The sequence below is a fragment of the Natrinema hispanicum genome, assembly GCF_004217335.1.
GTDB lineage: Archaea > Halobacteriota > Halobacteria > Halobacteriales > Natrialbaceae > Natrinema > Natrinema hispanicum.
In genome coordinates, this window is sequence record NZ_SHMP01000003.1 from 794,183 (window position 1) to 819,796 (window position 25,614).

The 25,614-nt window shown below is 62.4% G+C and carries 27 protein-coding genes; 15 read left to right on the forward strand and 12 right to left on the reverse strand.

The features are described from left to right. Window positions 1-48: 48 nt before the first annotated feature. Window positions 49-387 carry a DsrE family protein gene (locus tag BDK88_RS04680; protein ID WP_130499377.1) on the forward strand — a complete coding sequence of 113 codons (339 nt, stop codon included), beginning with the start codon at window positions 49-51 and terminating at the stop codon, window positions 385-387. Window positions 388-478: 91 nt separating this feature from the next. Next, the gene (locus BDK88_RS04685) at window positions 479-1,705 is read left to right on the forward strand and encodes an MFS transporter (protein ID WP_130499378.1); all 1,227 of its coding nucleotides are present in this window, start codon (window positions 479-481) and stop codon (window positions 1,703-1,705) included. Between the two features lie 314 nt (window positions 1,706-2,019). Here BDK88_RS04685 and BDK88_RS04690 read toward each other — a convergent pair whose 3' ends face one another. After that, the gene (locus BDK88_RS04690) at window positions 2,020-2,424 is read right to left on the reverse strand and encodes a hypothetical protein (protein ID WP_207225250.1); all 405 of its coding nucleotides are present in this window, start codon (window positions 2,422-2,424) and stop codon (window positions 2,020-2,022) included. 264 nt (window positions 2,425-2,688) lie between these two features. Here BDK88_RS04690 and BDK88_RS04695 point away from each other — a divergent pair, with 264 nt between their 5' ends. From BDK88_RS04695 to BDK88_RS04715, 5 genes are all read left to right on the forward strand, one after another. Next, entirely contained in the window at window positions 2,689-3,108 is a 420-nt protein-coding gene (locus tag BDK88_RS04695; RefSeq protein WP_130499379.1) for a PPC domain-containing DNA-binding protein, read from the forward strand. Between the two features lies 1 nt (window position 3,109). Next, window positions 3,110-6,736, forward strand: a complete 3,627-nt coding sequence (locus BDK88_RS04700; protein WP_130499380.1) for a DNA polymerase II large subunit — start codon at window positions 3,110-3,112, stop codon at window positions 6,734-6,736. Window positions 6,737-7,015: 279 nt separating this feature from the next. Then, complete coding sequence (locus tag BDK88_RS04705) at window positions 7,016-7,354, forward strand: DUF7130 family rubredoxin-like protein (protein WP_130499381.1); 339 nt, start codon at window positions 7,016-7,018, stop codon at window positions 7,352-7,354. A 424-nt stretch (window positions 7,355-7,778) separates the two neighbouring features. Then, on the forward strand, window positions 7,779-8,906 hold the full coding sequence (locus BDK88_RS04710; protein WP_130499382.1) for an MFS transporter: 1,128 nt from the start codon (window positions 7,779-7,781) through the stop codon (window positions 8,904-8,906). Window positions 8,907-8,966: 60 nt separating this feature from the next. Then, the gene (locus tag BDK88_RS04715) at window positions 8,967-9,356 is read left to right on the forward strand and encodes a CopG family ribbon-helix-helix protein (RefSeq protein ID WP_092933489.1); all 390 of its coding nucleotides are present in this window, start codon (window positions 8,967-8,969) and stop codon (window positions 9,354-9,356) included. Window positions 9,357-9,386: 30 nt separating this feature from the next. On the opposite strand, the gene BDK88_RS04720 is transcribed toward BDK88_RS04715, so the two are convergent. Continuing rightward, window positions 9,387-9,770 carry a DUF7475 family protein gene (locus BDK88_RS04720; RefSeq protein ID WP_130499383.1) on the reverse strand — a complete coding sequence of 128 codons (384 nt, stop codon included), beginning with the start codon at window positions 9,768-9,770 and terminating at the stop codon, window positions 9,387-9,389. 346 nt (window positions 9,771-10,116) lie between these two features. Here BDK88_RS04720 and BDK88_RS04725 point away from each other — a divergent pair, with 346 nt between their 5' ends. Both BDK88_RS04725 and BDK88_RS04730 read left to right on the forward strand, forming a co-directional pair. Beyond that, a complete protein-coding gene (locus BDK88_RS04725; RefSeq protein WP_130499384.1) occupies window positions 10,117-10,410 on the forward strand; it encodes a DUF7130 family rubredoxin-like protein in 294 nt (97 codons plus the stop codon). Window positions 10,411-10,459: 49 nt separating this feature from the next. Beyond that, complete coding sequence (locus BDK88_RS04730; RefSeq protein ID WP_130499385.1) at window positions 10,460-11,368, forward strand: ketopantoate reductase family protein; 909 nt, start codon at window positions 10,460-10,462, stop codon at window positions 11,366-11,368. 65 nt (window positions 11,369-11,433) lie between these two features. Here the strand turns inward: BDK88_RS04730 and BDK88_RS04735 are convergent, their stop codons facing one another. Both BDK88_RS04735 and BDK88_RS04740 read right to left on the reverse strand, forming a co-directional pair. Further along, the gene (locus tag BDK88_RS04735; RefSeq protein WP_008013646.1) at window positions 11,434-11,796 is read right to left on the reverse strand and encodes a NifU family protein; all 363 of its coding nucleotides are present in this window, start codon (window positions 11,794-11,796) and stop codon (window positions 11,434-11,436) included. A gap of 83 nt (window positions 11,797-11,879) precedes the next feature. Then, window positions 11,880-12,197 carry a DUF5783 family protein gene (locus BDK88_RS04740; RefSeq protein ID WP_130499386.1) on the reverse strand — a complete coding sequence of 106 codons (318 nt, stop codon included), beginning with the start codon at window positions 12,195-12,197 and terminating at the stop codon, window positions 11,880-11,882. 337 nt (window positions 12,198-12,534) lie between these two features. On the opposite strand from BDK88_RS04740, the gene BDK88_RS04750 reads away from it, so the two are divergent. Then, on the forward strand, window positions 12,535-12,921 hold the full coding sequence (locus BDK88_RS04750) for a hypothetical protein (protein WP_130499388.1): 387 nt from the start codon (window positions 12,535-12,537) through the stop codon (window positions 12,919-12,921). Window positions 12,922-12,988: 67 nt separating this feature from the next. Here the strand turns inward: BDK88_RS04750 and BDK88_RS04755 are convergent, their stop codons facing one another. Next, a complete protein-coding gene (locus BDK88_RS04755; RefSeq protein ID WP_130499389.1) occupies window positions 12,989-13,786 on the reverse strand; it encodes a DUF7260 family protein in 798 nt (265 codons plus the stop codon). Further along, window positions 13,783-14,703: a DUF7551 domain-containing protein gene (locus BDK88_RS04760; RefSeq protein WP_130499390.1), complete on the reverse strand. Its 921-nt coding sequence runs from the start codon at window positions 14,701-14,703 to the stop codon at window positions 13,783-13,785. The genes BDK88_RS04755 and BDK88_RS04760 overlap by 4 nt, the downstream gene beginning before the upstream one ends. Before the next feature lie 318 nt (window positions 14,704-15,021). Here BDK88_RS04760 and BDK88_RS04765 point away from each other — a divergent pair, with 318 nt between their 5' ends. After that, entirely contained in the window at window positions 15,022-15,771 is a 750-nt protein-coding gene (locus BDK88_RS04765) for a PHP-associated domain-containing protein (protein ID WP_130499391.1), read from the forward strand. Here the strand turns inward: BDK88_RS04765 and BDK88_RS04770 are convergent. From BDK88_RS04770 to hemC, 4 genes are all read right to left on the reverse strand, one after another. Continuing rightward, entirely contained in the window at window positions 15,768-17,246 is a 1,479-nt protein-coding gene (locus BDK88_RS04770; protein ID WP_130499392.1) for a single-stranded-DNA-specific exonuclease RecJ, read from the reverse strand. The two genes, BDK88_RS04765 and BDK88_RS04770, sit on opposite strands and share 4 nt — an antisense overlap. Window positions 17,247-17,338: 92 nt before the next feature. Continuing rightward, on the reverse strand, window positions 17,339-18,079 hold the full coding sequence (locus tag BDK88_RS04775) for a uroporphyrinogen-III synthase (RefSeq protein ID WP_130499393.1): 741 nt from the start codon (window positions 18,077-18,079) through the stop codon (window positions 17,339-17,341). Between the two features lie 3 nt (window positions 18,080-18,082). After that, the gene (gene cobA, locus BDK88_RS04780; protein ID WP_130499394.1) at window positions 18,083-18,877 is read right to left on the reverse strand and encodes a uroporphyrinogen-III C-methyltransferase; all 795 of its coding nucleotides are present in this window, start codon (window positions 18,875-18,877) and stop codon (window positions 18,083-18,085) included. Window positions 18,878-18,891: 14 nt separating this feature from the next. Continuing rightward, window positions 18,892-20,013 (reverse strand): hydroxymethylbilane synthase, encoded by a 1,122-nt coding sequence (gene hemC / locus BDK88_RS04785; RefSeq protein WP_130499395.1) that lies wholly within the window; start codon window positions 20,011-20,013, stop codon window positions 18,892-18,894. Window positions 20,014-20,295: 282 nt separating this feature from the next. Here hemC and BDK88_RS04790 point away from each other — a divergent pair, with 282 nt between their 5' ends. Then, window positions 20,296-20,661 (forward strand): group I truncated hemoglobin, encoded by a 366-nt coding sequence (locus BDK88_RS04790; protein ID WP_130499396.1) that lies wholly within the window; start codon window positions 20,296-20,298, stop codon window positions 20,659-20,661. Window positions 20,662-20,670: 9 nt separating this feature from the next. Here BDK88_RS04790 and hemL read toward each other — a convergent pair whose 3' ends face one another. Continuing rightward, entirely contained in the window at window positions 20,671-22,017 is a 1,347-nt protein-coding gene (hemL, locus tag BDK88_RS04795) for a glutamate-1-semialdehyde 2,1-aminomutase (protein ID WP_130499397.1), read from the reverse strand. A 189-nt stretch (window positions 22,018-22,206) separates the two neighbouring features. On the opposite strand from hemL, the gene BDK88_RS04800 reads away from it, so the two are divergent. The 3 genes from BDK88_RS04800 to BDK88_RS04810 are packed head-to-tail and all read left to right on the forward strand — an operon-like array spanning window position 22,207 to window position 24,006. Then, the gene (locus tag BDK88_RS04800) at window positions 22,207-22,611 is read left to right on the forward strand and encodes a cytochrome c maturation protein CcmE domain-containing protein (RefSeq protein ID WP_130499398.1); all 405 of its coding nucleotides are present in this window, start codon (window positions 22,207-22,209) and stop codon (window positions 22,609-22,611) included. Between the two features lie 4 nt (window positions 22,612-22,615). Next, window positions 22,616-23,320: an ABC transporter ATP-binding protein gene (locus tag BDK88_RS04805; protein ID WP_130499399.1), complete on the forward strand. Its 705-nt coding sequence runs from the start codon at window positions 22,616-22,618 to the stop codon at window positions 23,318-23,320. After that, window positions 23,317-24,006, forward strand: a complete 690-nt coding sequence (locus tag BDK88_RS04810) for a heme exporter protein CcmB (RefSeq protein ID WP_130499400.1) — start codon at window positions 23,317-23,319, stop codon at window positions 24,004-24,006. Before BDK88_RS04805 ends, BDK88_RS04810 begins: the two co-directional genes overlap by 4 nt. A 438-nt stretch (window positions 24,007-24,444) precedes the next feature. Here BDK88_RS04810 and BDK88_RS04815 read toward each other — a convergent pair whose 3' ends face one another. After that, window positions 24,445-25,614, reverse strand: coding sequence for a carboxypeptidase-like regulatory domain-containing protein (locus BDK88_RS04815; RefSeq protein ID WP_130499401.1), 1,170 nt, complete (start codon window positions 25,612-25,614; stop codon window positions 24,445-24,447).

Sequence of the window (25,614 nt, forward strand, 5' to 3'; positions counted from 1 at the left end):
TCGCCTGCAGGCTCAACCCCTATTGCGAGACGGGCCGGCTGTCAACGTGTGCAGACAGTGTTTCACCTCATCGCTGCCGATCCACAGCAACAACAGACGGCGCTTACCATCGCCGAGAACCTCACGGAAGACGACTCGGTCGAGATCGGCGATATCGCAATCGTTGCGCAGGCTGACGGAATTGAACCGCTAACAGCCGACGGAGATGGCAGCGACATGGTCGAATCGCTGCTCGAGAAAGGAATTTCCGTGAAAGCCTGCAGTAACACCCTCGAGCTAAAGGACCTCGCGGAGTCCGATCTCGTCGAGGGCGTCGAACCCGTCCCCTCCGGCGGCGGCGAACTCACGAGACTGCAGAGTGAGGGATACGCCTACATCCGGCCGTAGCGTCGGTCACACTGTGGCTCCCGGCGGTCGACGCGGCGTCACGCCGAGGTAGAACGGACGCTTCATAGGCCCGTAGCGTCAACGGCTGTCCGTGCACTCGAGCGACCGCGATCGGATCGTCCTCGCCGTCCTCGTCTTCGCGGTGTTGTTCTCGCAGCTACTGCTCTATCCGGGCGTGTCGACGCTCGTCGCGACGCTTGGGGCCGACGAGACGACCTCGGCCTTTGCCGCGAGCGCGCTCGACGCGAGCATGTGGTTTCTGATCGCCGAATTCGCCGCCTACGTCGCGTTCGTCGGCGTCTGGGGGATCGTAAGCGATACGACCGGTCGGCGGACGCCGTTTATCGTCGCCGGCGCGATCGCCGGCGCGGTCGGCTACGCTGCCCTCGCCGCCGTCCCCACGCTGGGCTCGATCCCCTTCGCGGGCGTGCTCGCCCTTCGCGTCTTTCAGGGGGCGATGACCGTTGGGGCGTTCTCGCTGACGATGACCATGCTGATGGATCTGGAGGGCGGTCACGGCCGGAACATGGGTGCGGCCGGAATCGCCATCGGCTCCGGGGCTGCACTCGGCGCACCGATCGGTGGCCAACTGACGGAGCTCGATCCGCGCGCGCCGCTGGTCGTCGCCGCCGGCTTGCTCGTCTGCGTGAGCCTCGCCGTCTCGAGCGTCGACGACCGAACGCCCGACACGCGCCGGACCGCCCGCGCGCTCGTCGACGGGATTCGCCGGCAGCCGACGCTTTCCGTCCCGTACGCCTTCGGATTCGTCGACCGGCTCACGGCCGGCTTCTTCGCACTCGTGGGGACGCTGTATTTCCAACAGCAGTTCGGTCTCGGTGCCGGGATGACCGGGCTCATGTTGGCATGCTTTTTCGCACCCTTCGCCCTCCTGCAGTATCCCATGGGTACGCTCTCGGATCGGATCGGGCGGACGATTCCGATCGTCGTCGGCTCGCTGTGTTACGGCGTCGGCATCATCGCCGTCGGCGCTGCGCCGTCGGTCCTGACCGCCGCGATCGCGATGATCGCAGTCGGCGTCCTCGGCGCGTTAGTCGCCCCCGCGACGATGGCGCTGGTCTCCGATCTGGCTGACGAAAGCGAGCGTGGCCTCGCAATGGCCGGGTTCAATCTCGCCGGCAGCCTCGGCTTTCTCGGCGGCTTCCTCCTCGGTGGCACTGTCGCCGGCCGCTATGGCTACGATCTCGCCTTTCTCGTCGTCGGCGGCCTCGAGATCGCCATCGCCGTCGTCACGGTTCCGATCTTCCTCCGGCTCTCGCTCGGGGGCGACCGATCGGGTCCGCTCAAGCGGCCGTGGTGACGCCTGATACGGACGAGCGTATCATGGAATTGAGTATAGCAAATTGGATTCCGTAGCGAACGGTAAGTATTGCTAAATTAGTTATCGATCAGTTTCAGAACAGTGAAAACGATCAGGATGAGTGGGAGAATATACACAAGAAGAATAGCAACTGTCCCTAGAATCATATTAACTACACCGCCTCCTCCTGAGCCTATTTGTATGTAAACTAGTATGACAAACCAGAGTGTTACTAACTGAATGACCGGTATATTGTCCATATACTATCAATCAAAAACAATTTACCTAACAAGGTATTTTCGATAAGGACACGTTCAAGCGGCCCACCTTCGCGTCAGGGTTCCTGACGGAGTAATATCAAACGTCAGACCACCACCCTCACTCTCGTCACCCGGATAGTAGTGGAAGCTGTCTTGTTCTGTTAGACCACCATCGTCTCTGAAGAGGCTGTACTCTATAACATACTGCTGTCGTTTAGCAACGTCTTTACGGACGGTTTGCTCGTCTGGCCCAACATCGATCGATCCTGAGAACACCCGGGCTTCGCCTCTGGAGAGGTCTCCATCTGTTCGTGAAAACGCCATTTCGATTGTGTAGGGACTTTCGGACCGGTTAAAGACGGTCACGGAGAGCATCGGGGGATCAGAGAGCAGTCCCGTACATCCAGCAAGCCCCGAGCAGAGCGGAATCGTGCCCGAAACAAAGATACGACGTTTCATACAAGAACTATTTATTCAATCAATAAGTGATTTTGGAGAGTTTATTTTCCATCAATAAATTAAAAATAATATGTCTATGAGTCCTTTTGTGACACGCTCACGGAAACTATTAGCCCGTTTTGACGCATCCGTGTCGTGTAGGTGCGCCAAGACACGGTGACAGCAGACCGTACGAACGCCGCCGCGGACTGTAACCCATCAACGACCGTGGCAGTCTTGCGACGCGACCGGTGGGCTTTTTCTGCCGGCCGACACAGTAGCGGTATGCACTATCGCGCCGTCGAGACGACCGACGAGTACGTCGCCCGCCTCGAGACGGGTGCCGACTGGCGGGCCGAGATCGAGTCCCTCGCCGACGCGGTCGACGCCGATGCCGCCTGGTTTACCGCGCTCGGCGCGGTCCAGGACGCCGAACTGTGGTTCTACGATCAGGACACGTGCGAGTACGAGCCGATCGAATTCGACGAACCCCTCGAGGTTGCGAGCTGTGTCGGTAACGTCTCGCTCTTGGATGGCGACCGGTTTGCCCACACCCACGTCGTCCTCTCGGGGCCCGACGGCAACGCGGTCGCCGGCCACCTGAACGAAGCGACGGTCTGGGCCGGCGAGGTCCATCTGCGCGTCTTCGATGAGCCACTCGAGCGCGACCACGACGAGACGACCGACCTCGATCTCTGGCTCTGATATGCGAGCGGAAGACGAACGCTACTTCGAACGGCTCGAGTCCCAGTTAGACGATGCGTTCGACGTGGCCGAGCGAGCCAAAGAACGCGGCGGCGATCCGAAACCCGAAGTCGAGATCCCGACCGCACGCGACATGGCCGACCGCGTCGAGAACATTCTGGGCATCGACGGCGTCGCCGAACGGGTCCGCGAACTCGAAGGGCAGATGAGCAGAGAGGAGGCCGCCCTCGAGCTCGCGGAGGACTTCGCCGAGGGCCGCGTCGGTGACTACGAGACGAAAGCCGGCAAGGTCGAAGGAGCGGTTCGCACTGCGGTCGCCCTGTTGACCGAAGGGGTCGTCGCCGCGCCGATCGAGGGAATCGACAAGGTCGAAATCATCCAGAACGACGACGGCACCGAGTTCGTCAACGTCTACTACGCCGGTCCGATCCGCTCTGCGGGTGGCACTGCACAGGCCCTGTCGGTACTCGTCGCCGACTACACCCGCGCGCTCGTGGGGATCGAGCAGTACAAGGCTCGTGACGACGAGATCGAGCGCTATGCCGAGGAGATCTCGCTGTACGACAAGGAGACCGGCCTCCAGTACACGCCCAAGGACAAGGAGACGAAGTTCATCGCCGAGCACATGCCGATCATGCTGGATGGGGAGGCCACCGGTGACGAGGAGGTCTCCGGCTTTCGCGACTTAGAGCGGGTCGACACCAACAGTGCCCGGGGTGGCATGTGTCTCGTCCTCGCCGAGGGGATCGCGCTGAAAGCGCCGAAGATCCAGCGCTACACCCGGAACCTGGATGAGGTCGATTGGCCGTGGCTCCAGGATCTCATCGACGGCACCTACTACGACGACGCTGCGGCGGACGAGGAAAGCGACGCGGACGCCGACGACGAGGGAGACGGCGACGGGGAAGATGCAGACGCCGACGGAGACGAACCTGCGGACGATGGCGACGACACCGACGCCGACGCGCCCGACGGCCCCCCGCGCGTCGAGGAGTCGACGAAGTTCCTCCGAGACCTGATTGCTGGCCGGCCTGTCTTCTCCCACCCCTGTGCCGAGGGTGGCTTCCGGCTGCGCTATGGCCGGGCGCGAAATCATGGCTTTGCGACCGCCGGCGTCCACCCCGCTGCGATGCATCTGGTCGACGACTTCCTCGCGACGGGGACCCAGATCAAGACCGAACGCCCCGGGAAAGCCGCGGGCGTCGTCCCCGTCGACTCCATCGAGGGGCCGACCATCAAACTCGCGAACGGCGACGTTCGGCGAATCGACGACCCCCAAGACGCCCTCGAGATCCGCAATGGTGTCGAGAAGATCCTCGACCTCGGCGAGTACCTCGTCAATTACGGCGAGTTCGTCGAGAACAACCACCCACTCGCGCCCGCGTCCTACACCTATGAGTGGTGGGTACAGGACCTCGAGGCCGCCGGCGCGGATGTCCAGGCCTTCGAGGACGACCCCCGAATCGACCTCGAGTTCCCCGATCCCGAGGAGGCCCTCGAGTGGGCGACCGAATACGACGCCCCTCTCCATCCGGAGTACACGTACCTCTGGCACGACCTGTCTGTCGACGCCTTCTGTACGCTTGCCGGGGCGGTTGCAGCAGGCCGGGTCGAAGACGACACGCTCGTCCTCGACTATACCGAGTCCGTCCGCGAGGCCCTCGAGACGATCGTCATCGAACACCGCCAGCGCGAGAGCGAGGGCCACATTGCGGTCGACGACTGGCGGCCGTTCGTCCGAACGCTCGGCTGTGAACCCCGCCAGACCGTCGCCGACGGCGCGACGCTCGAGCCAGAGCAAGCGCCAACGGTCGAACTCGAGCGCACCTGGGCTGATGCTGATCTCTCCGAGCGCGCACGAACGTGGGGCCACGAGGCCGAGGGCGACAACGCCATCGAGGCGGTCAACGAGGTCGCTCCCTTTCAGGTTCGCGAGCGTTCCCCCACCCGGATCGGCAACCGGATGGGCCGTCCCGAGAAGTCGGAGAGCCGGGACCTGAGCCCTGCCGTTCATACGCTCTTTCCCATCGGCGAGGCCGGCGGCACGCAGCGTAACGTCGCCGACGCCGCCACCCACGCCGAGACGATGTCGGATACCCCCGGTGTCGTCGAACTGCAGATCGGTCGGCAGCGCTGTGAGACCTGTGGCACCGAGACGTTCAAAAACCGCTGTCCCGACTGCAACGAGCGGACGACGCCGGACTATCGTTGCCCCGACTGCGACCAGCGCCTCGAGCCCGACGACGCCGACCGCGTCGAGTGCGATCGCTGCGAGCGCGAGGGAACCTGCGTCGAGACCCGGGAGATCGACGTTCACGATGAGTTCCGGAGCGCCCTCGAGTCGGTCGGCGAACGCGAGAACGCCTTCGAGATCCTGAAAGGCGTCAAGGGGCTCTCCTCGCAGAACAAGATCCCCGAACCAATCGAAAAAGGGGTTCTTCGGGCGAAACACGACGTGAGCGCGTTCAAAGACGGCACCGTCCGCTACGACATGACCGACCTCCCGGTCACGTCAGTTCGGGCAAGTGAACTCGATGTCGACGTCGGCCAGCTACAGGCCCTTGGCTACGAGGAAGACATCCACGGCGAACCGCTCACCCACGAGGACCAACTGGTCGAACTCAAAGTGCAGGACATCGTCCTCTCCGACGGCGCGGCCGAGCACATGCTGCAGACGGCCGACTTCATCGACGACCTCTTGGCGCAGTATTACGGCCTCGAGCCCTTTTACGAGTTCGAGGACCGCCAGGACCTCGTGGGCGAACTCGTCTTCGGCATGGCACCGCACACGAGTGCGGCAACTGTCGGGCGAGTGATCGGGTTTACGAGCGCGGCCGTCGGCTACGCACATCCGTACTTCCATGCAGCCAAGCGGCGCAACTGTGATGGCGACGAAGACTGCGTGATGCTCCTCCTCGACGGGCTTCTCAATTTCAGCAAGTCGTTTCTGCCCGACCAGCGTGGCGGGAAGATGGACGCCCCCCTGGTCATGTCCTCGCGGATCGATCCCTCCGAGATCGACGACGAGGCCCACAACATGGATGTCGTCTCCCAGTACCCCCGCGAGTTCTATCTCGCGACCCGCGAGCAGGCCGACCCCGAGGACGTCGACGTCGAAATCGCCGAGGAGAACCTCGGCACCGACCTAGAGTACACCGGCTTCGAACACACCCACGACACCACCGACATCGCAATGGGCCCCGATCTCTCGGCGTACAAGACGCTGGGCTCGATGATGGACAAGATGGACGCCCAACTCGAGCTCTCGCGGAAGCTCCGGGCAGTCGACGAAACCGACGTCGCCGAGCGGGTTATCGAGTATCACTTCCTGCCGGACCTGATCGGGAATCTGCGGGCTTTCTCGCGCCAGGAGACGCGGTGTCTCGACTGCGGCGAGAAGTTCCGCCGGATGCCCTTGACTGGCGACTGTCGCGAGTGTGGTGGTCGGGTTAACCTCACCGTCCACAAAGGCTCGGTCAACAAGTACATGCAGACCGCGATTCAGGTCGCCGAGGAGTACGACTGTCGCGACTACACGAAACAGCGACTCGAGGTTCTGGAACGGTCGCTCGAGAGTATTTTCGAGAACGACAAGAACAAGCAAAGCGGGATCGAGGACTTCATGTAAATCTACGCTGTCGTTCGCGAGAGCGCTGCTCTCTCGTGACTGAGCGAATCGACGATTCGCGATGCTGTCGGCGCTTCGAGCCGACTGTTCGAGGGATCTTCGATCCCTCGTCGTCTGCGAAACCGAATGTTTCGATTGATGACAAGACGCCTTCGGCGTCTCGAACCACGGCCTGTCGCGAGCGAGGCACGCCGTGACTCGCTTTTCGCTTTGTGACTCGAGCGGCCACCCGCATAATTCGTGCTGTGGCTTTATCGCCGTCGCCGGTGTGGTCGGTCTATGGTCAACACTGGCGAGACACCGGCATCGGAAGGCGAGGAAGCGGCCGTCGAGGCGGTACGGAAACTCAACTTCGGGCAGACGGTCTACGACGGGGACGGCAACGAACTCGGTCACATTCGTGGCTTCGAGCAGAGCGGCTTTTTCGTCACGACGCGCGAGGGTGCCGAAGCGATGAGCGTCGAACACGCTCGGTCGGGCCACGAATTCGGCGAGGCGGAGCTCATGTGGCGCTGTATGGAGTGTGGTGAAATGGGCGATATCAACAGTGGACTTCCCGACGAGTGCCCGAACTGCGGGACCGGGCGCGAAGAACTGATGTACTGGACCGAAGACTGAGCGGGCTCGAGACGGGTCGATTCAGTCCGGGTTTGGCAGCGGCACGACCTAAAGTTGAGACGACAGTGGGTTTAGCGGGGCTGTGATACGTTTTTTGAACAGGTCGGTAGGTTCCCGGTTCAAATCGACGTTCATACGCGTTACTGTCACTGTGTCCCGGTGGACCCGCGACCGTCCTGCGGGTGTACCGGCACTGATTGACAGCAGACCGTCTCAATCCTGGGCACTGACGAACGGCTCTCACTGTTCGGCACAGCAGTATTACGAAATGCCAGCATTATCATAACACAACAACCATTTTTCCGGGGTCTCCAGATCAGATATGGCTGTTCCGTCCCGGAATTCCGCTGCTCTTCCCTCTTCGAGCGTTCTGAAATACTATCTCTACAAATCAACAAAAGCGGTTGAGTTTTACCGGCCAATTATGTATCTCTTCTTTCTCGCCCAAGGACTCACCTTCACGCAGATCGCTATTCTTGAAGCGATATACAATCTGACGACGCTGCTGGGGGAGATTCCAACAGGCTATGTCGGTGACCGTGTTGGTCGGCGCAACAGTCTCCTCATCGGGACCGCCCTCATTTCACTCACACTGCTTGGGATCGGGCTGTCCAGTTCCTTCGGGGCCCTTGTGGCCCTGTACGTGTGCTGGTCGACAGGTTACAACTTCCGTTCGGGAAGCGAAGATGCCTGGCTGTACGATACGCTCACGGATGACCTCTCGGAAGACGAGTTCGCACACGTCCGTGGGCGAGGAGAGTCCGTTTCACTGGCGATTGGCGCAGGTGCGGCGATCATCGGTGGCTATCTCGGGAGTATTGATCTATCGTATCCGTGGTTCGTCGCTGCTACAGTGACGGCAATCGGCGTGTTCGTCCTCCTGACGATCGACGAACCCGAAACCTACGAACAAGCCGACACCACGGACCTGAGTTTTCGGCGAACACTCTCGATGATCCGTCGCACGGTCTCACAGCGTAACATACGGGCGTTCGTGCTGTATTACTACGTTCTCTATGCGGCGGTGACGTACCTCGTGTTCGTGTTTCTCCAGCCGATTTTCGAGACAGTCGTCCTCGACTTTGGTGTGTCACAGGCGCAGGTCAAATCACTGCTCGGATGGTTCTATGCGGCGTATAGTCTCTTCGGCGCAGGGCTGAGCTACTATACTGGTGCGATTCGCGATCGTCTCGGACTGCGACTGTGGTTTCTGGGGCTGCCCTTCGTCGTCGGCGGGGCACTGGTGGGGATGTATTTCGTCCCAGTTCTTGCCTTGCCGACGTTCCTGCTGGTTCGCGGGCTTTCTGATGTGACGCGGTCGTTCGCTAGCCAGTACATCAACGATCATCTCGAGACGATGGGACGTGCGACTGTTCTCAGCGCAATGGCAATGATCAGCGGACTTGCAGTTATCCCCTTCCAACTCGGGAGTGGCATCATCTCCGACATCGTCACCCCATTGTTCGCTCTCGCTGTGGCTGGTGTCATCCTCATTACTAGTTCGACAGGGATCTTGCTCTGGGAGACACCTATCGAACGAGAACCGAGTTAATACCGAACCGGGGGATCGCGCTACTCAGAACTCTTGTAGAAGGGCGACGAACAGAAATCTATGCGAACGAGTTTCAATATTCCAGATGCAGTCGTCGAAGAGTTCGACCAGGTTTGGCAAGATGAGGGACTCGCCAACCGATCACGAGCAGTCCGTGAAGCGATGCAGGAGTACATCGAATCGCATTCACAACTTGAGGACTTGACAGACGATGTCATCGCACTCGTCGCCTTCGACTACCGTCATCACGAGGTGATCGGGGAACTCCACGGTGTCCAACACGAGTACCAAGACGTGATCCTCAATACCAGTCACACCCACCAGGGAGAGTGGTGTCTCGAGTCGCTGTTCTGTCAGGGTGCCGGCGAGCGGGTCCGGGAACTGACCTACCGGCTTCGTGATTTCGACGGCGTGAACCGGGTGAAAATCATGGTCCTCAGAGATAACTGAGAGCAGCGGAAGATCCGCAAATACTGTCGCTCAGTCTGCTGGCGTTGCCGTGGGCTTGGCTGGTTCAGTTGGCGTGTTTAGATAGAGATAAACCAACACGACGATCAAGACGACCTGAACCGCCTTGTCGACGTAGTCGACCACCCCGTACTCCGACTTGGCCACGAGCCAAATCGGGATCTGCACGGCCGTATACGGAACGCCGATGAGATAGAGCAGGCGCCGTCGGTAGTTGAGGAAAAACAGTACAAGCGCGCCGGCGTAACCAACGCCTGCCAGTGCCACGGGAACCCGCCCCTCAACAATGCCCGCAAACACGTGTAGCACGCCAGTAATGGCAACTAACACGACTGCAAGCCACTGGACTCGGGTGAGCGCTCCGATCTTACTATCCGGGTTGTTTTGTGCGTTCATCACAATACTACGTTGGTCTCGCCTTTAGATAAGGACTGTTATTATCGGACTCACAACTCCGTAATACGGCTCTCACCCGCTAAGCAACGTGAATTTCTCATTTCCGATTGCTAAGCGATATCGATGACGTGCTACGGAAGGAAAGTAACTAATTCAACCAACAATCAATCGCTCACGTTTCGATACCAACGGTACGACGAGGTCGGTTTTCTCGAAATCAAATCGCCTCCCATCACGACTGGCCAGTCATTGAATGCGCCGGTTGCAACTCCTGTGGTGCAGCAATTCTATATAGCGCATAGTAGTTTATCATGGCGGCGGGCGTAGATCGATGATGGTGACACACATGGCGATCGAAGACTCACGACTCGCGTTCGGAACGACGGTCTATACCCAGGACGGTACGGAGATCGGCCGCATTCGCGGTGTCGACGAGGACGGCGTCTACGTCACGCTCCGTGACGGAATCGAGGGACTGAGCGTCGAACACGTTCGATCGGGCCACGAGTTCGGCGAGGCAGAGCTCATGTGGCGCTGCTGGGAGTGTGGCGAGCTCGGTCGCCTCGAGAGCGATCTCCCCGACGCATGTCCGTCCTGCGGTGCCAAACGCGAGGAGCTGTACTACTGGACTGAAGACTGAGCACAGCCGGACAACAACCGTTTTTATCCCGCTCGCGTCACCTCGAGCTATGGAGATCGTCGTCTTCGGGGCTGGCAGCCTCGGAAGTCTCGTCGGCGGGCTACTTGCACGCGGCCACGACGTCACACTCGTCGCTCGCGAGGCTCACGCGCGTGCCGTTCGTGAGTCGGGACTGCGTCTCGAGGGTGCCGTCGACGACGGCCCGTCCCACGTCTCCCCTGCAGCGACGACCGACGGGACGGGACTCGAGGCCGACCTCGCCGTCGTCACGGTCAAATCGTTCGACACCGCCGCGGCTGCCGACGCACTTGCGACGGGCTCGATCGAGGCCGTTCTCTCGCTCCAAAACGGGATGGGAAATGAAGCGACGCTCGCGACGCGGCTCGAGGCTCCGATACTCGCCGGGACGGCGACCTACGGTGCGATCCTCCAGGAGCCGGGAGTCGTCGAATGCACGGGTCCCGGCGAGATCGTGCTAGGACCACGAGACGGTGGCTCCTCGGCACGTGCAGAGCGTGTCGGCGAGGCCTTTGCCGCAGTCGGTCTCGAGACGACCGTCGCCGACGACATGCCCCGCCGACTGTGGAAGAAACTCGCAGTCAACGCCGGAATCAACCCCATCACGGCCCTGACTGCCACCGAAAACGGAGCGGTCCTCGAAGAGCCAGCGACCGACCTCGCACGGGAAGCGACCCGGGAGACGGCACGGGTCGCACGTGCCTGTGACGTGTCCCTGTCGAACCACGAGGCGCTGGCTGCAATGGAAACCGTCGCTCAGGCGACGGCCGCGAACACGTCCTCGATGGCCCAGGATATCGCCGCCCAACGGCGCACCGAAATCGATGCGATCAACGGCTACGTCGTCGAGCGAGCGGCCGAGAACGGGCTCGAGGTGCCGACGAATCGAACGCTCACGGCGTTGATCCGGACGTGGGAACAGGGTCGTGGCCGTCGGTGAGCCGTCGCTGTCGTCGCGAGTGATCAAAAAACCGAACCCGACGGATCGAACGCGCTAAACGGGGATTAGAACGGTGCTTCCGGGCCTTCGTCGGCTTCGCCGTCGTCGTCGACGGTTTCGCCGGGGAAGGACGGACTCATGCCGCCGCCCATGTCGTCGCCGCCGTCCATGCCAGTGGTTGCGTTGACCTTCTCGATCTCGGGGATCTCTTTGACCATGCGGCTCTTGATCGCCTGGATCGTCATCGGCGAAATGCCACAGCCACTGCAGGCACCGCCGAGGGCGATGCTGACCTCGCCGTTTTCGCGATCGAGGTCCTGAATCGCTGCGCTGCCGCCGTGCATCTGGATCTGCGGGAAGTTCCGTCGCAGGAAGTTCGTCACGCGCTCCTCGAGATCGTCCCCGTCGTTCTGGGTCTCGGTGCTCATGAACCCCACTTGGGTATCAGCCCCCCTAAACCTTCCGTCCTCCATGTTCGGCTGCCGGCGTCACCGACGGTGCTGGGCCCGCGTTAGGCGAATCCGAACACGCGCTGAAGTTCGGCTTCGATCTCCTCGACGTGGCGCTCGAGGACCTGCTCGAAGCGCTCCTCGTCGACGAGCACGCCCGAGAGGCGGCCGTAGGGATCATCTGGCAACTCGATGCGGAACTCGCCGTTGCCCTCGTAGAAGGGCTCGCTCTCGTTGAGCACCTGCTGGTCGATCGCGTGGACGAGTTCGGAGTCGTACTGGTCGTTCATCCGGTTGAACGCGTTTTTATACGCCTGCTGAAGCTCGGGGAAGTAGTTGGCGTACTTGTCTTCGAACTGCTCGGGGTCGAAGTCGGCCATACTCGACCTGACGGAGAGCGACGACAAAAGTCGGACGATCGGTTCGTTCGACACCGATTCGCTCCGTTCTGGTCTGTGCCTGCCGTCCGATGGCGCGAGCCTGAGACGGTCTGCTGTCACACTGTCGGACAGCAGTCAATACGAAGTCGGTCGCGGATTCGCGGCCGTCTCCACCGGTGACGGCCGTAGCAGCGCGACCGATCTGCACATCGTTCTGTCCGGCAGTATCAGTAGCAGCAGTTTCGGTACCAGTCCGCTGAAACTGTATGGGGTGCCTATACAGAGGCCCGCGTACGCAAGCGGAACGGACACTCCGGCCCTTGGCGACTCCGCGAACATGGGTACCAAACAGGAGCCAATTCCACCCGAAGCGCTCCCGCCGGGATGGGGACTGGCAAAACTCGATGACGACCAGTTCGTCTACCGGCATGGCAACCCTGCGATCGAGCTGATCGCGGATAGTACCCATCCTGATCGCTCCCATCCAGCGCTCGGACTCTGTCGGTGCTGGGAGCTTCGCTACAAGATCTTCCTTACGGATTCGACGATCGCTCGCTCGATCGCTCACGTCTCGACGCGCCGAGCCGCTCTCGACGGCTTACTCGAGTGTATGCATAGTATCCACGAGGCCGCCGACGCAGCCATCGATCCGGTCGCGGTCGAAGCGGTACTCGACCGCGTCAGTTTCTCCGAACTCGTTCCAGACGAGGCGTCGTCGCCGTAGTCGCCGGATCGCCGGCGGTAGCTTCGTTTTACTCGTCGAGCCGCTCGCCTCAGCTGTGCAGGCTTGACTAGACGCGCCGCGTCAGGTGTGCTCGGACCGTCCGTTGACAGTCGCCACAGATGCCGTACAGCTGTGTCGCGGTCGACAGCAGCGGATATCGAGCGGGACCGCTCGCGTAGATCGATTCGATGACCGATCGGTACCGTGGTCCGCTCGGCTCGTCTCGAGCCGTCGACCCAGCAAACTGTGCTTGTCGCCGCTTGAGACGCGTCTCGAGGCGATCCTGGTACGTCTCGAGTCGCTCGTGTTTGGCTCGCAAGTCGTCGAAGCCACACTGTAAGAACGACTCGTCGGCCGTCGCCTGTAGCCAGCCGACGATCGTGTTGATCTCCGTAATTGCCGTCTCGAGTGTCGACCGTTCTTTCCGGACGATCTCCCGTCGGATCGCAAGCTCCCGGCGGCTGGTCGACACTGCCTCGAGCACCGCGGCTTTGAGTGGCGGCGTCCAGCCGGTGTCGGTCGCGAGCGCGGCGGCGACGTCTTCGGTCAGCGTGGTTGCCATCGCCTCGAACCGCGATTCGTCCTCGCAGCCGTTGTCGCTGGAGCGCCCAATGGTTTCGTCGAATGCCGTCCTGACGGACGCACAGTGATCGTCCGACGCCGACGGGGCCGCTCCACGTCCCTGAATCGCTTGTGTCGCCATGGGCGCTGCCGCCTGTTGGGCCTGAAACGCGGTCGGTTGTGCGGCCGGAACCGCTCGAACGCGGTCGGCGAACGCCTCGAGTGCCGCGTCGCGATCCGCGAGCGTCTCCCACTCCTCGGCAAGACACTCGAGCGCTCGGTGGGCCGTCGTCGCTCCCGTCATCGGTCCTCCGCTTGGGCGCGAGTACAGACGAGGCCGCCACTCGTCCGCTCGTCGGTCGTGACCACGAACTGCCAGTCGCCGTCGCCGAGTGCGGTGGCCTCGTGTACACCCAGCGATGCCGTCGACGGTGCCGTCCGACGCAGGATATCGATCCCGATCGGTAGCGTCGGAAACCGCCGCTCGCCGCCGTCGATCGCGTACTCCCGCAGGGTAACGGTCCAGATGTTCTCGCTGGTCCCAGCGACTGACTCGCGTGTAACGCCGTACGTGCCAATCAGCGACAGCGAATCCAGATACGCAAGGCTCGTCGCAACCGGATCGTCGGCCGGATCGACCGGCGAGAGGTTCGCTGCTGCCGCCCGCAGCAATCGGGTTCGTTCGGCCGCCGTGAGGTACTGATCGAGTTCGGCTGCGATCGTCTCGAGCAACACCAGACAGAGCGCGTTTCGGTCGGTCGTCGCCTCGGCAGCGGCCAGATACGTGTCCATGATCGCCCGCTCGACGCGCTCGTGATCGCGACTCGAGAGCGCCTCGAAGACGGCACCGGAGACATCGTGACAGAACCCGATCAGCGGGCCGGCAGTCGTCCCAGCGTGTGTTCGATCGGCCGACAACTGGCTCTCCTGGGCGGTCGTTGTGTTCTCAGGCGCGCCATCGGCCTGGCCCTCGGTGCCCGCTTGCGTCTGGCGGACGATCGGATCGTAAAACGGGAGTTGTGGATCGTATCGTCTGAGGGCGGCGCGGTACTGTTCGGTTGCGCGTGCGGCGTCCGCTGCGTCCGGCCGGGTCGCGAACCGCCGCCCGGCGACCGGGACGGGCTGTTCGCCGGAGCGAGCACAGACGACGTTGTACTCCCCGTCGTCGCTGGCCAGCCGTTCGATGGAACGGCGAATCTCTCTGAGCGTCGTTCCGACCATGATTTCCTCCAGTAGGCTCGTATGCTTTAGGCCCACCTAAACCATCATAAGTGCTCCGGATTTTAGGCAGACCTAATAGTGGCTGAGCTCCACGTTGGTGTCCGAAAGCGATTGTCGGATCGGCACGTGGTTACTCATTCACGGCTGTTGTGGTCGATTTCAGCCGCTTCGAGCCACGCTCGCTGTCGGCAGATATAAACTGGATAGTGATATATTGAATGCGTCTGCCCACCGGATGTCGGTGGCAGCGCAGTGTTTATATCGGATAACAAGTTATTGGCGGTAGCGACGTCTGTCGTTCACTGACAGTTGGCCCCCATGACTACGCAGATCCCGTTTGCGATCGACTTTCACGTCCATTCCGAGGACTCATACGACGGCCACGAGCCGGTCGAACTCATCCTTGAGCACGCCGCTGACATCGGTCTCGACGGGGTGGTCATCACTGACCACGACGAGATCGACGAGTCGCTGCGTGCCGCCGCCCTCGCGCCGGAGTATGGGCTTATCGGGATTCCCGGCGTCGAGGTCTCGACCAAACACGGCCACCTGCTGGCGATCGGCGTCGAGAACCGACCGGAGCCCGGCCAGGCGTTCATGGACACTGTTCAGACCGTCCGCGAACTGGGTGGCGTCGCGATCGTCCCCCATCCATTCCAGCGCAGCCGCCACGGCGTTCGGAAACGCCATATTGCTGATGCCGATGCGATCGAGACCTACAACTCGATGGTCTTTACGGGATACCGGAATCGGCGCGCGCGCCTCTTTGCGAGTCGACGGGACTATCCCCAGATCGGAGCCAGCGACGCCCACTACCTCCCTAACGTGGGCAAATCCTACACCGAAGTCCGCGTCACGCCCGACACGGCGACCCCGACGAAAGCCGACATCGACGGCGACGATCTCATCGCGGCGATTCTCGAGGGCCGAACGCAGATCCACGGCAAGCGGACGCCGATTCGCAAAAGTGCCGTCCAGTACGGGAAGGGCGCGGTGCGTAAGTCGGCGTACGTGTTTACCTCGCGCGCGCCATTGCTACCGACGGTGCCGGCCTCGATGGACCGCTAGGCCAGTTGCTCGCCGACGAGTTCGTCAGCGTGTTTGACGAACGCCCCCTTTTGTTCACGGGGGATCGTCGCCCCCGCCGCGACATCGTGACCGCCGCCATCACCGCCGACCGCTCTCGAGGCCTCGCCCATCACGACCGAGAGATCGAGTCCTTGGCGGACGAGCGAGTGGGTGCCGCGTGCGGAGACTTTCAGTTCGTCGTCGTTTTTCGCCGCGAAGGCGATGATCGGCTTCGAGCGGCTGATTCCCTCGTTGCCCATCGCCATCCCGGCGACGATCCCGACGATAGTCTCGCGGATCTCGTCGCCCGCGTCGAACCACTGGATGTGGGCTTCTTCGGTCGTCCCCTCACGGGTCACGAGATCGATCCCGTTCGAGAGATTGCGCCGGTGTTCGCGGAGGAGTTGCCGGGCGCGCTCGAGTGCGCCGTCACGGTTCCCCAGACAGACACCCAGTCCCACGTCGGCACGCTCGTAGCGAGCGGTCGCGTTGAGCAGCGTCGAGAACTCGCTTGCGTCCCGGAGTTCGGTACCGACGGGTTCCTCGCTCAGGACGTAGGCCGTGCCGACGAGCTCGTCGATCTTCGCCGCGGGGACGCCGCTCGAGACGGCTTTCCGGACCAGTGCGCTGGCGACGGTCTGTTTCTCCTCACCTGAGAGGTCAGCCCATCGTCGCCACTCGCCGTCGCGTTTCAACTCGAGATCGAGCCCGTCGAGAAAGCGCAACGCGCCGTTTGTGTCGTTCGAGACGCCCGGAATGTGGACGTCGGTGGCGTACTCGAGGAGTTTGGGGAGCGGGCGGGTCTGTTTCCCATAGAGGGCGAGGTCTTTGCCCGTCTCGAGGACGCCGGCGTCGACACCCTCTGCAACGATCGCCTCGTTCGCGCCGTGGAGTTCGCCGCCGGCGGCCTGCATGTCGCCAACGGCACCGACGACGGCGAGCGCGGCGAGGTCGCGGTTGTCGGCACGAGCCGTCGTTCCTGCTGGGCCGGCGACAGTTCCGCCATCAGTTGCGGCGGCTGGTGAACTGTCGGAGACGTTCGCGAGCGCCCGCGCGAGGACGTAACTCGCGCCGGCTCCCGACAGCTCCGAGGCTCCGTTGATGCCGACCAGCAGCGGGTTGAGGTGGTACTCGGTGTCCCGGTCGGCGGGTTGGTGGTGATCTGCGATGATCGGCGTGAAATCGCCGGCGTCCTCGTACTCGCCGATCACGTCGAGCTGGCCGCTCCCGAAGTCGGTAAACAGGACGGTGTCGTAGTCGGTCGCCGCGATCGCGGCAATCGCGTCCTCGTCGAGTTGCTTCTTGAACACCGTCTCGAAGGGGATCGCCGCCCGCTTGAGCGCCTGGGCGGCGATCGCGGCGCTCGTGAGTCCGTCGGCGTCGATATGCGAGGCGAGCAACACGCGATCGGCCGCACACAGCCGTTCGGCGCATTTGCGCGCGCGATCCTCGAGTTCGGGAACCGGCCCTGCCATCGGGGAAATGTGAGTCGGCTTCGCTCATAAACCCGCGGATCACTGGCTCACCGCGTCCCGTTTGCGGATTCGACTCACGGCGGTGGGTTCGATCAGTCCTTGTCGGTCGCTGCGTCGACGGTTTCCGTGGCCAACCGTTCGAACGTGGCCTCGCTTGCGACGAGATCGACGTCGATGCCGTGATCCGCAGCCGTCTCGCGGGTCGGCTCGCCGATGACGCCGACGACAGCGTTCTCGAGGCCTGCAATTGCGTCCTCGCGGATTCCACGTTCAGTTGCGGCTTCGAGGAAGTGCTCGACAGTCAGCGACGAGGTAAAGCAGGCGGCGTCGAGCCCGCCCTCGGCAGCCAGCGCGGTCGATTCGCCGCTGTCTGCGGGGCGAACCAGGCGGTAGAGAATCGTCTCGTGGATGTACGCACCGGCTTCCTCGAGGCCTTCGAGCAACACCGGACTACCGTGATCGCTGCGGGCGACTTCGATGCGCGCGCCGTCGACATCGTCTGCAAGAGATGCAACGAGACCACTCGAGGTGTATTCCTCGGGGACGTGGTCGACCGCGAAGCCTTCGTCGCGCAGTGCGTCGGCCGTCGCGGGACCGATCGCACACACGATTTCATCGCTCGGTTCCCAGCCCGCCTCTGAGATGAGTTCCGCACCGGTCTTGCTCGTGAAGATGACGTAGTCAGCGTCCGTTCGGGGGACGGCGTCGGTCGCCTCGACGGCCAGCATCGGATCGGGGATCGGCTCGACGCCGCGGTCCTCGAGGAACGCGACGGCCTGCTCGAGCCGGTCGTCGTCGGGCCGGAAGACGGCCACGGTGGGTGTCTTGCTCATTGGTCACTCACCTCCGGCCGCACCGTAGTCGGTTTGCAGGAAGTCGACGATCGACTCGCGCGTGCCCGCGACGTCGCCGATCACTGTCACTGCGGGCGGTGAAATGCCTTCCTCGTCGCGCACGTCGACGATGGTCTCGAGCGTTCCCGTCGCGACCTGCTGGCCGGGCCAGGTCCCCCGCTCGATCAGTGCGACCGGCGTCTCGGGTGCCATCCCGGCCTCGCGCAGGGCGGTCGTGTAGTCGGGAAGACGGCCGACGCCCATCAGGACGACGATGGTGCCGCCGGTAGCGGCCAAGGCTTCCCAGTCGACAGCGGATTCCTCCTTGGTCGGGTCCTCGTGGCCCGTGACAAAGGAGACCGACGAGGCGTGATCCCGATGGGTGACCGGGATACCGGCAACGGCGGGCGCGGCGATCGCCGAGGTGACTGCAGGGACGACCTCGAAGGGGATTTCGTGGGCCGCGAGATACTCCGCTTCCTCGCCGCCGCGGCCGAAGACGAACGAATCGCCGCCCTTGAGCCGGACGACGGACTTGCCCTCGCTGGCGAGTTCGACCAGTCGCTCGTTGATCTCCGACTGGGGCGTGCGCTCGCCGCCGGCGCGCTTGCCGACGTCTTCGCGGCGCGCTTCGGGGAGTTGATCGATGATCTCCGGGCCGGGAAGCTTGTCGTGGAGGACCACGTCGGCGGCCTCGAGCAGCCGTTTCGCCTTGACGGTCAACAACTCGGGGTCGCCGGGACCGCTGCCGACGAGGTAGACAGTGCCGGGTTCCGCGTCGATGTCGGAGTCTGCCATTCGATATGTCCTCGCTATTTCCCCGCGGGTGTATCTTCTTCGGAGACGTCGTCCTCACGAGCTGCATCGATCAGGTCGGCGGCACCGCGATCCGCCAGATCTTGTGCGAACTCGCGGGCGGCCTCGGCGTGGCTCTCGATCGGCAGATCTCGGCTTCCAGTCACCGACTCCTCGCCGTCGCCGTCGAAGACGCTGACGGTCGTGTGGACGTACTCGCCCTGAACGACCGCGTAGATGCCGACCGGCGCGATACAGCCGCCGCCGAGTTCGGCCAGAATCGTCCGTTCGACGGTCGTCTCGACACGGCTCCGCGGATGGTCGATAAGCTGCTGCATTTCGCGGGCGGTTTCGCCGTCCCGGGCAGTCACCGCGAGCGCGCCCTGTCCCGGTGCGGGAACGAACGTCGATCGCGGCAGCTCCTGATAGTCGACGTAGTGGTCGAGTCGGCTCCGCTCGAGGCCGGCGTGTGCGAGGACGATCGCGTCGTACTCGGTCTCGACCTCGCGGCCAAGCGCCTGACGCTCGAGTTCGGAGAGTTCGTCGAACCACTCGTCGACGGTCCGGTCGTACTCGGCCTCGAAGTCCTCGTTGCCAGTATTCCCTTTGCGTTCTTTGTCCGCCTCCGAGCGCTGCTGGTGTTCGTCCTGTAGCGCTGGCGCGAGCAACTTCTCGAGTCGCGTATCGATGTTCCCGCGCAGCGGCTCGACGTTGAGATCCGGCCGCTCGGATAGCAACTCGGCGCGTCGGCGGAGACTCGAGGTGCCAACAGTCGCGCCGTCTGGCAACTCCTCGAGCGTCGACCCATCGGGCGTCACGAGGATGTCCCCCGGTCGCCCGCGCTCGGGCACCGCGGCGGTCACGAGCTCTTCGGGCTGTTCGGTCGGCATGTCCTTCATCGAGTGGATCGCCCCGTCGAGGTCGCCCTCGAGGACGCGCTCGTCCAGTTCGCGGACGAACGCACCCGTCTTCCCGAGGCGGTGGATCAACTCGTCTGTGATCTGGTCTCCCGTCGTCTCGACGGTGACGAGTTCCACCTCGTACCGGCGGTCCTCAAGTGCCTCTTTTACCAGCGAGGCCTGTCGCCGGGCGAGCGTAGATCCCCGCGTCGCCAGTCGTAGCGTCCCGCGCGTTCTCATAGGCGTCAGTGGGTGCCTCGGGTATGAAAAGCGCACGCTTGTCCGACGAGGGGCCGGCGACCCGTGTGGGGCCCCATACGGACTCCTTCCAGTCAGTTCCGGCACACCCGCGACCCGTCATGTGGGGTGTGCTGTCACATCGTCACAGCAGACCGTATTAATCGGACACCGATCGCAGGTGAGATGCGATCACGTTCACACAGCCTGATAGCCCTCCGTATAGCGGGTTTGCGAATATATTCGTCCATTGTTTTATCATGGACTGGTGATTGGATACGTCCGATGAGCGAGACACTCTACGAACGACTCGGTGGTGAAGACGCGATTGCAGCCGTCGTCGACGAATTCTACGACCGCGTCGTTGCGGATGAACAGGTCGCATACTATTTCGAAGACGTCGATATGCAGCAACAGCGTGCCCACCAGACGCAGTTCATCAGTTCGGTCGCTGGCGGACCGATCGAGTACTCGGGCGACGATATGAAAACGGCCCACGACCATCTGGGTATCACTCCCTCGGAGTTCGAGGCGATCGCGACCCATCTCGGGGATGCACTCGCCGTGTTCGATGTCGACGAGGACGATCGGCAGGCCGTTCTCGAGGCAGTCGCGGGCTATCAGGACGATATCGTGACGGCAGCCGACTGATCGGAGCGATTATAGCGCTTCCTTGTAGGCCTCGAGCGTCCGCTCGACGTCTTCCTCGGTGTGGCCGTAGCTGACGAACTGACACTCGAACTGGTTCTGTGAGAGGAAGACGTTCTGGTCTTTCATCTGACCCCAGAAGATGCGCCGCCAGCGCTCGGTCTCGGCGTTTTTCACGTCGCCGGCGTTTTTCGGACAGTAGTCATACCGTGGACAGGTCGGGTTCTGCTGGCAGCCCGTTTTGCATTGTTCCTCGAGCGCCTCTGGTCCCGGCCCGTCACGGGTAAAGATCACTTTGAACATGCTGTCGGTCCCGGTGACAGTGTAGCTGGGTGCCTGATCGGCGACAATGTCGGTCAGGCCGCTGCGCAGTCGCTCGCCGAGCCCGTTGACGTGGCCGTAGACGTCGTTTTCCGCGGCAAAACGCAGCGTCTCGAGGCCGGCGGCCATCGTGACGGGGTGGCCCGAGAAGGTGCCGGCCTGGAAGACGTCGCCGGTCGGTGCGAAGCCCTCGATGATCTCGGCGCGGCCGCCGATCGCGCCGACGGGGAAGCCCCCGCCGATGATCTTGCCGAACGTCGTGAGGTCGGGCGTAATGTCGAATTCGCTTTGGGCACAGCCGAGACCACCGACGCGAAAGCCCGTGATCACTTCGTCGAAAATCAGCAGCGAGCCGTGCTCGGCGGTGATCTCGCGAAGGAACTCGTGGTAGCCGTCTTCGGGGTAGACGATACCGTAGTTGCCCAGAATGGGCTCGGTCATCACGGCTGCGATGTCGTCGCCGTGTTCTTCGAAGACCTCGCGGACGGCGTCCTCGTCGTTGAACGGCACCGGGAGCGTGTGGTCGGCAAATGACTGTGGGACGCCAGCGGAGGAGGGTTTGGGGTTGTCGGCGTCGCCTTCGACCAGCGTCGACTCCTGTGCGCCGTGGTAGCCGCCCTGCATGACGACGATCTTGTTCCGACCGGTGTAACCCCGCGCGAGACGCACGGCGGAGGTCGTCGCTTCGGTTCCCGAGTTGACGAAACGGAGCTTCTCGACGCTCGGGACATGGCGGACGACGAACTCCGCGAGGTCGACTTCGATCTCCGTCGGCGTGCCGTACATCGGCCCTTCGCTTGCTTTCTGCTGGATGCCCGCCTGAACGGGCTCGGGCAGATCGTGGCCCAACAGCAGCGGGCCGAGCCCCATTACCCAGTCGATGTAGCGGTTGCCGTCGGCGTCGATAACGTGACCGCCGTCGCCTTTCTGGACGAAGAACGGATACGGTTCGATCGCCGCGCGAACGGCGGAGTTGACGCCGCCGGGCAGCACCGACAGTGCCCGGTCGTACAGCGCTCGAGAGTTGTCGTCGGTCATGCGCGCCCCTTCGGATTCGGACGGGAAAGGAGTACCGAGGTCGGGTCGGGTCGCCGGCTCCCGTGTCCGCCTCCTGTCGGGCTGGCCGGAGACCGAATCGGCCCTTGGAGAACTGATCGGTTCTGGAACTGTAACAGAAATCAATGATACACGCCAAGATTGAAATAGTCCGATCGGACATATTCGATCGTGAAACGAAGGAGTAAGTTACTTTTCGCCGGCGTCGGCGTCGTGTTACTCTTCGGTGTCCTCGGAACGACAGTGATGAACGCCTCCGCGGCGTTCGTCACGCCGACCTCGCTCGAGAACGGCAACTACGACGGCGAGTGGGTCAATCTCGAGGGCAAAGTCGCCAACCTCGAACAGGACGGCACCGACATCCGGTTCGATGTCACGGACAACAACACGTCCGTCGACGTCGTCTATGACGGGGCGATGCCCGAGACGATGGCCGAGGGCCGGATCGTCGTCGCGAAAGGCACCGTCGACGACGGGTCGCTCGACGCATCCGAACTCTCCGTCCGGGCCCACGAAGGCAGCGGCGGCGGGAACAGTACCAACAGTACCGCAATGCCACCGACCGAACGGGAATAACGACATGGGGACGATCAGCGTCGATGGCGTGACGAGACGGCTCGGCTCGACGACCGCACTTCGTGACGTTTCTTTTACCGTCGACTCCGGTGAGCACGTCGGGTTGTTCGGCCCTAACGGCGCGGGGAAAACCTCCCTGATGCAACTGCTGTCGACGCTTGCCTCACCCGACGATGGTCGTATCCGGATCGACGGCGATGAGGTGACACCGGACGCGACTGCAGTGCGCGCGAAACTCGGCGTCGTCAGCCATCGGCCGATGGTCTACGGGACGCTTACCGCCCGCGAAAACCTGCGATTGCACGCCCGATTGCGAAATATCGAGTCGGAGCGCGTCGAACGGGTCCTCGAGGACGTGAACCTCCGAACACACGCCTCGACCCGCGTCGCGGATTTCTCGCATGGCATGACCAAGCGCCTCTCGATCGCACGGGCAGTACTGCACGATCCGACGGTCCTGTTGCTCGACGAGCCGTACGCCGGCCTCGACCAGCGGTCGGCGATGGACCTCCAGCGAATCTTGACGCGGTTCGACGATCGAACCGTCGTCATCGCGACCCACGACCTCGAGCGGGCCGTCGACGACTGTGACCGCGCGCTCGTACTCGTCGACGGCACGCTGGAACGAACCGTCTCGCTGACCGACCTCGACCGCCACTCGTTCGAAATCGAATATCTCGAGGCGGTCGGCCGCTCTGATCTGCAATGACCGACAGTACTGCCGTTAGCTACTGGCGGACCGTCCTCGAGGTCGCGCGCAAGGACCTTCGTATCGAGTTGCGCTCCAAGCAGGTGCTCAACACCGCTGCTGTCTTCGCGCTCTTGGTCGTCATCATCTTCGCGTTCAGTTTCGCCCGCACGTTCGCGAACATCGACGTCGTCGCAAGCGGTGCGCTCTGGGTTGCGTTCGTCTTCGCCGGGACGTTCAGCGTAAGCCAGAGCGTCGCCGTCGAAGAGGCCGACGCCGGCCTCGACAGCCTGTTGCTCGTTCCCGTCGACCGCTCGGCGATCTACGTCGGCAAGGTCGTGAGCAACACCGCGTTCACGGCGGCCGTCGCCGTCATCACGCTCGGGTGTATCGTCGTCTTCCTCGATTTCACCGTCCTGCCGGGCACGACCCCGCTGTTGTTGCTCGTCATCGCCCTCGCGGCGTTTGGCTTTGCCGCGACTGGCGTGCTCATCGCGACGATTACGGCTCGAGCGCGACTCAGCGACCTCCTATTGCCGCTGTTGCTCGTGCCGCTCGTGATTCCGGTGTTGCTCGCTGGCGTCGAACTCACGCGGGCGATTTCGGAGGGACTGCCGCTGTGGCGCTGGTTCCGGCTCCTGCTGGCCTACGACGGCGTGTTGTTCCTGATCGGAATCGCGCTGTTCGAGTACGTCGTCGAACGGTAGGGGAACTTCGATCTGTTCTCGCTATCGGATTTCGTATCAGCCCACCGAAACACTGTCTATAAGCCGCGCAGAAACTATTGCGGTTCAATTATATTCGACACGAGACGATATCCGCCATATACGACGACATAGACAGGGACTCCGATCAAGAACGGGAGAATAGGTATTAACAGCAGTCCAAAGGGACTGGTACCATCTTGAATTCCATCTAGAATCAATAGGAGTTCGTATGCTATAAACGATAACAGAAACAGAATTGCGGTAAGAATCCACTCTATCCGCTTCATATATTATCCTATGAGTTTAAAATACTAATACACTTTTGCCTGTGCGTATTCGACCCGAACATCGACATACTGACATTATTTCAGCGGAACGGCGTCAACCGAAATCAATCGCTGTGAATCGGTCGCTGGTCCCCGTCGGTAGCAAACCGGCCTACAGGTACCGATACGCGGCCAGTCCGATCGCGATGACGGCGACGAAGCCGGCGCTCACCAGGCCGAGCGGGAACTCGCTGGCCCCTGGACTGCCGTTGGTCTGGTCGCTGGCAACCGATTGATTGGATTCGGTGATGCTCACCGAAATTTGGTCGTCCGCCTCGAGCGGCCCCGTACTCGTCACCATCGGTATCGGGGCGTCGGCTTCGACGAGGTTGTCCGAGACCTCGACCTGAGTCAGGTCGTAGTCGGTGAACTGGATCGCGAGCTGCTCGACGTCGTAGCCGACCGGTTTCTCGAACGCTCGATCCTCGAGACGATAGTACACGTTGACGGTGGTCGTCTCCTGTGGACCGATCATCGTCTCGACGGTCGCCGTGCCGTTCGTCTGGCTGACCGACGTGCGTTCGTTGCCGACCATTCCCGTGACGACTTCCGCGTCCGATGGCACTGCAACGGAGACGTCACCGGCGAACGGCCGATCGGCACCGTTTTTCACGGAGACCGTCTCGACGACGAACAGTCCGGTGCCGTTTTGCGTCGGCCCAATGTTCAGGAGGTGGTTCACCGGTTGGCCGCCACTGAGCGTCAGTGCATCTCGATCAGTCGTGGGCGTCGGCAACTCGAAGGTCGTGTTCGCTGCATCGTCGCCGGTCGAGACTGCCCGCTCGTAGGTGGCCCCGTTCGCCTCGATCTCGAGGGTGTAGACGCGATCCGGCTGGACCGGCCCGATCGTAAACGAGCCGTCAGTCGCGTTCGTCTGTGTCACGGTGGGTCCGTACTGGCTCGTGACGGTGACGGTGGCGTTCGAAATCGGCGTGCCGTTCTCGTCGACGAGCTCGCCGTCGATCGTGTCGTTCAGGACAAAGTCGGATTGTTCACCGTCGTCGACGAGGGCGTAGTGTGTCATACCCTCGTGCTCGAGTTCGATGAAGTAGGTGATGGCACCCTCGACGGACTCGTAGCTGAACGAGCCGTTCTCGACCGTCGTTTCGGTTTCGTTGCCGACGAGTTCGTTGCTTGGGTCAAGCGGCGCGATCGTGACCGTCTCACCGTCCGCGGAGCCGCCGTCGACGGTGACGGTTCCGGAAACCGACGCGGCAGTGGCGGTCGCGGGGACGGTTAACAGCGATACGAGGACGACGAAGCCGAGGACTGTCTTTCTCAT

Bases quoted from the DNA above. Each gene is read 5' to 3' on its own strand.
- BDK88_RS04690 (WP_207225250.1), bottom strand. From the start codon at position 2,424: ATGAAACGTCGTATCTTTGTTTCGGGCACGATTCCGCTCTGCTCGGGG.
- BDK88_RS04695 (WP_130499379.1), top strand. From the start codon at position 2,689: ATGCACTATCGCGCCGTCGAGACGACCGACGAGTACGTCGCCCGCCTC.
- BDK88_RS04700 (WP_130499380.1), top strand. From the start codon at position 3,110: ATGCGAGCGGAAGACGAACGCTACTTCGAACGGCTCGAGTCCCAGTTA.
- BDK88_RS04705 (WP_130499381.1), top strand. From the start codon at position 7,016: ATGGTCAACACTGGCGAGACACCGGCATCGGAAGGCGAGGAAGCGGCC.
- BDK88_RS04710 (WP_130499382.1), top strand. From the start codon at position 7,779: ATGTATCTCTTCTTTCTCGCCCAAGGACTCACCTTCACGCAGATCGCT.
- BDK88_RS04715 (WP_092933489.1), top strand. From the start codon at position 8,967: ATGCGAACGAGTTTCAATATTCCAGATGCAGTCGTCGAAGAGTTCGAC.
- BDK88_RS04720 (WP_130499383.1), bottom strand. From the start codon at position 9,770: ATGAACGCACAAAACAACCCGGATAGTAAGATCGGAGCGCTCACCCGA.
- BDK88_RS04725 (WP_130499384.1), top strand. From the start codon at position 10,117: ATGGCGATCGAAGACTCACGACTCGCGTTCGGAACGACGGTCTATACC.
- BDK88_RS04730 (WP_130499385.1), top strand. From the start codon at position 10,460: ATGGAGATCGTCGTCTTCGGGGCTGGCAGCCTCGGAAGTCTCGTCGGC.
- BDK88_RS04735 (WP_008013646.1), bottom strand. From the start codon at position 11,796: ATGAGCACCGAGACCCAGAACGACGGGGACGATCTCGAGGAGCGCGTG.
- BDK88_RS04740 (WP_130499386.1), bottom strand. From the start codon at position 12,197: ATGGCCGACTTCGACCCCGAGCAGTTCGAAGACAAGTACGCCAACTAC.
- BDK88_RS04750 (WP_130499388.1), top strand. From the start codon at position 12,535: ATGGGTACCAAACAGGAGCCAATTCCACCCGAAGCGCTCCCGCCGGGA.
- BDK88_RS04755 (WP_130499389.1), bottom strand. From the start codon at position 13,786: ATGACGGGAGCGACGACGGCCCACCGAGCGCTCGAGTGTCTTGCCGAG.
- BDK88_RS04760 (WP_130499390.1), bottom strand. From the start codon at position 14,703: ATGGTCGGAACGACGCTCAGAGAGATTCGCCGTTCCATCGAACGGCTG.
- BDK88_RS04765 (WP_130499391.1), top strand. From the start codon at position 15,022: ATGACTACGCAGATCCCGTTTGCGATCGACTTTCACGTCCATTCCGAG.
- BDK88_RS04770 (WP_130499392.1), bottom strand. From the start codon at position 17,246: ATGGCAGGGCCGGTTCCCGAACTCGAGGATCGCGCGCGCAAATGCGCC.
- BDK88_RS04775 (WP_130499393.1), bottom strand. From the start codon at position 18,079: ATGAGCAAGACACCCACCGTGGCCGTCTTCCGGCCCGACGACGACCGG.
- cobA (WP_130499394.1), bottom strand. From the start codon at position 18,877: ATGGCAGACTCCGACATCGACGCGGAACCCGGCACTGTCTACCTCGTC.
- hemC (WP_130499395.1), bottom strand. From the start codon at position 20,013: ATGAGAACGCGCGGGACGCTACGACTGGCGACGCGGGGATCTACGCTC.
- BDK88_RS04790 (WP_130499396.1), top strand. From the start codon at position 20,296: ATGAGCGAGACACTCTACGAACGACTCGGTGGTGAAGACGCGATTGCA.
- hemL (WP_130499397.1), bottom strand. From the start codon at position 22,017: ATGACCGACGACAACTCTCGAGCGCTGTACGACCGGGCACTGTCGGTG.
- BDK88_RS04805 (WP_130499399.1), top strand. From the start codon at position 22,616: ATGGGGACGATCAGCGTCGATGGCGTGACGAGACGGCTCGGCTCGACG.
- BDK88_RS04810 (WP_130499400.1), top strand. From the start codon at position 23,317: ATGACCGACAGTACTGCCGTTAGCTACTGGCGGACCGTCCTCGAGGTC.
- BDK88_RS04815 (WP_130499401.1), bottom strand. From the start codon at position 25,614: ATGAGAAAGACAGTCCTCGGCTTCGTCGTCCTCGTATCGCTGTTAACC.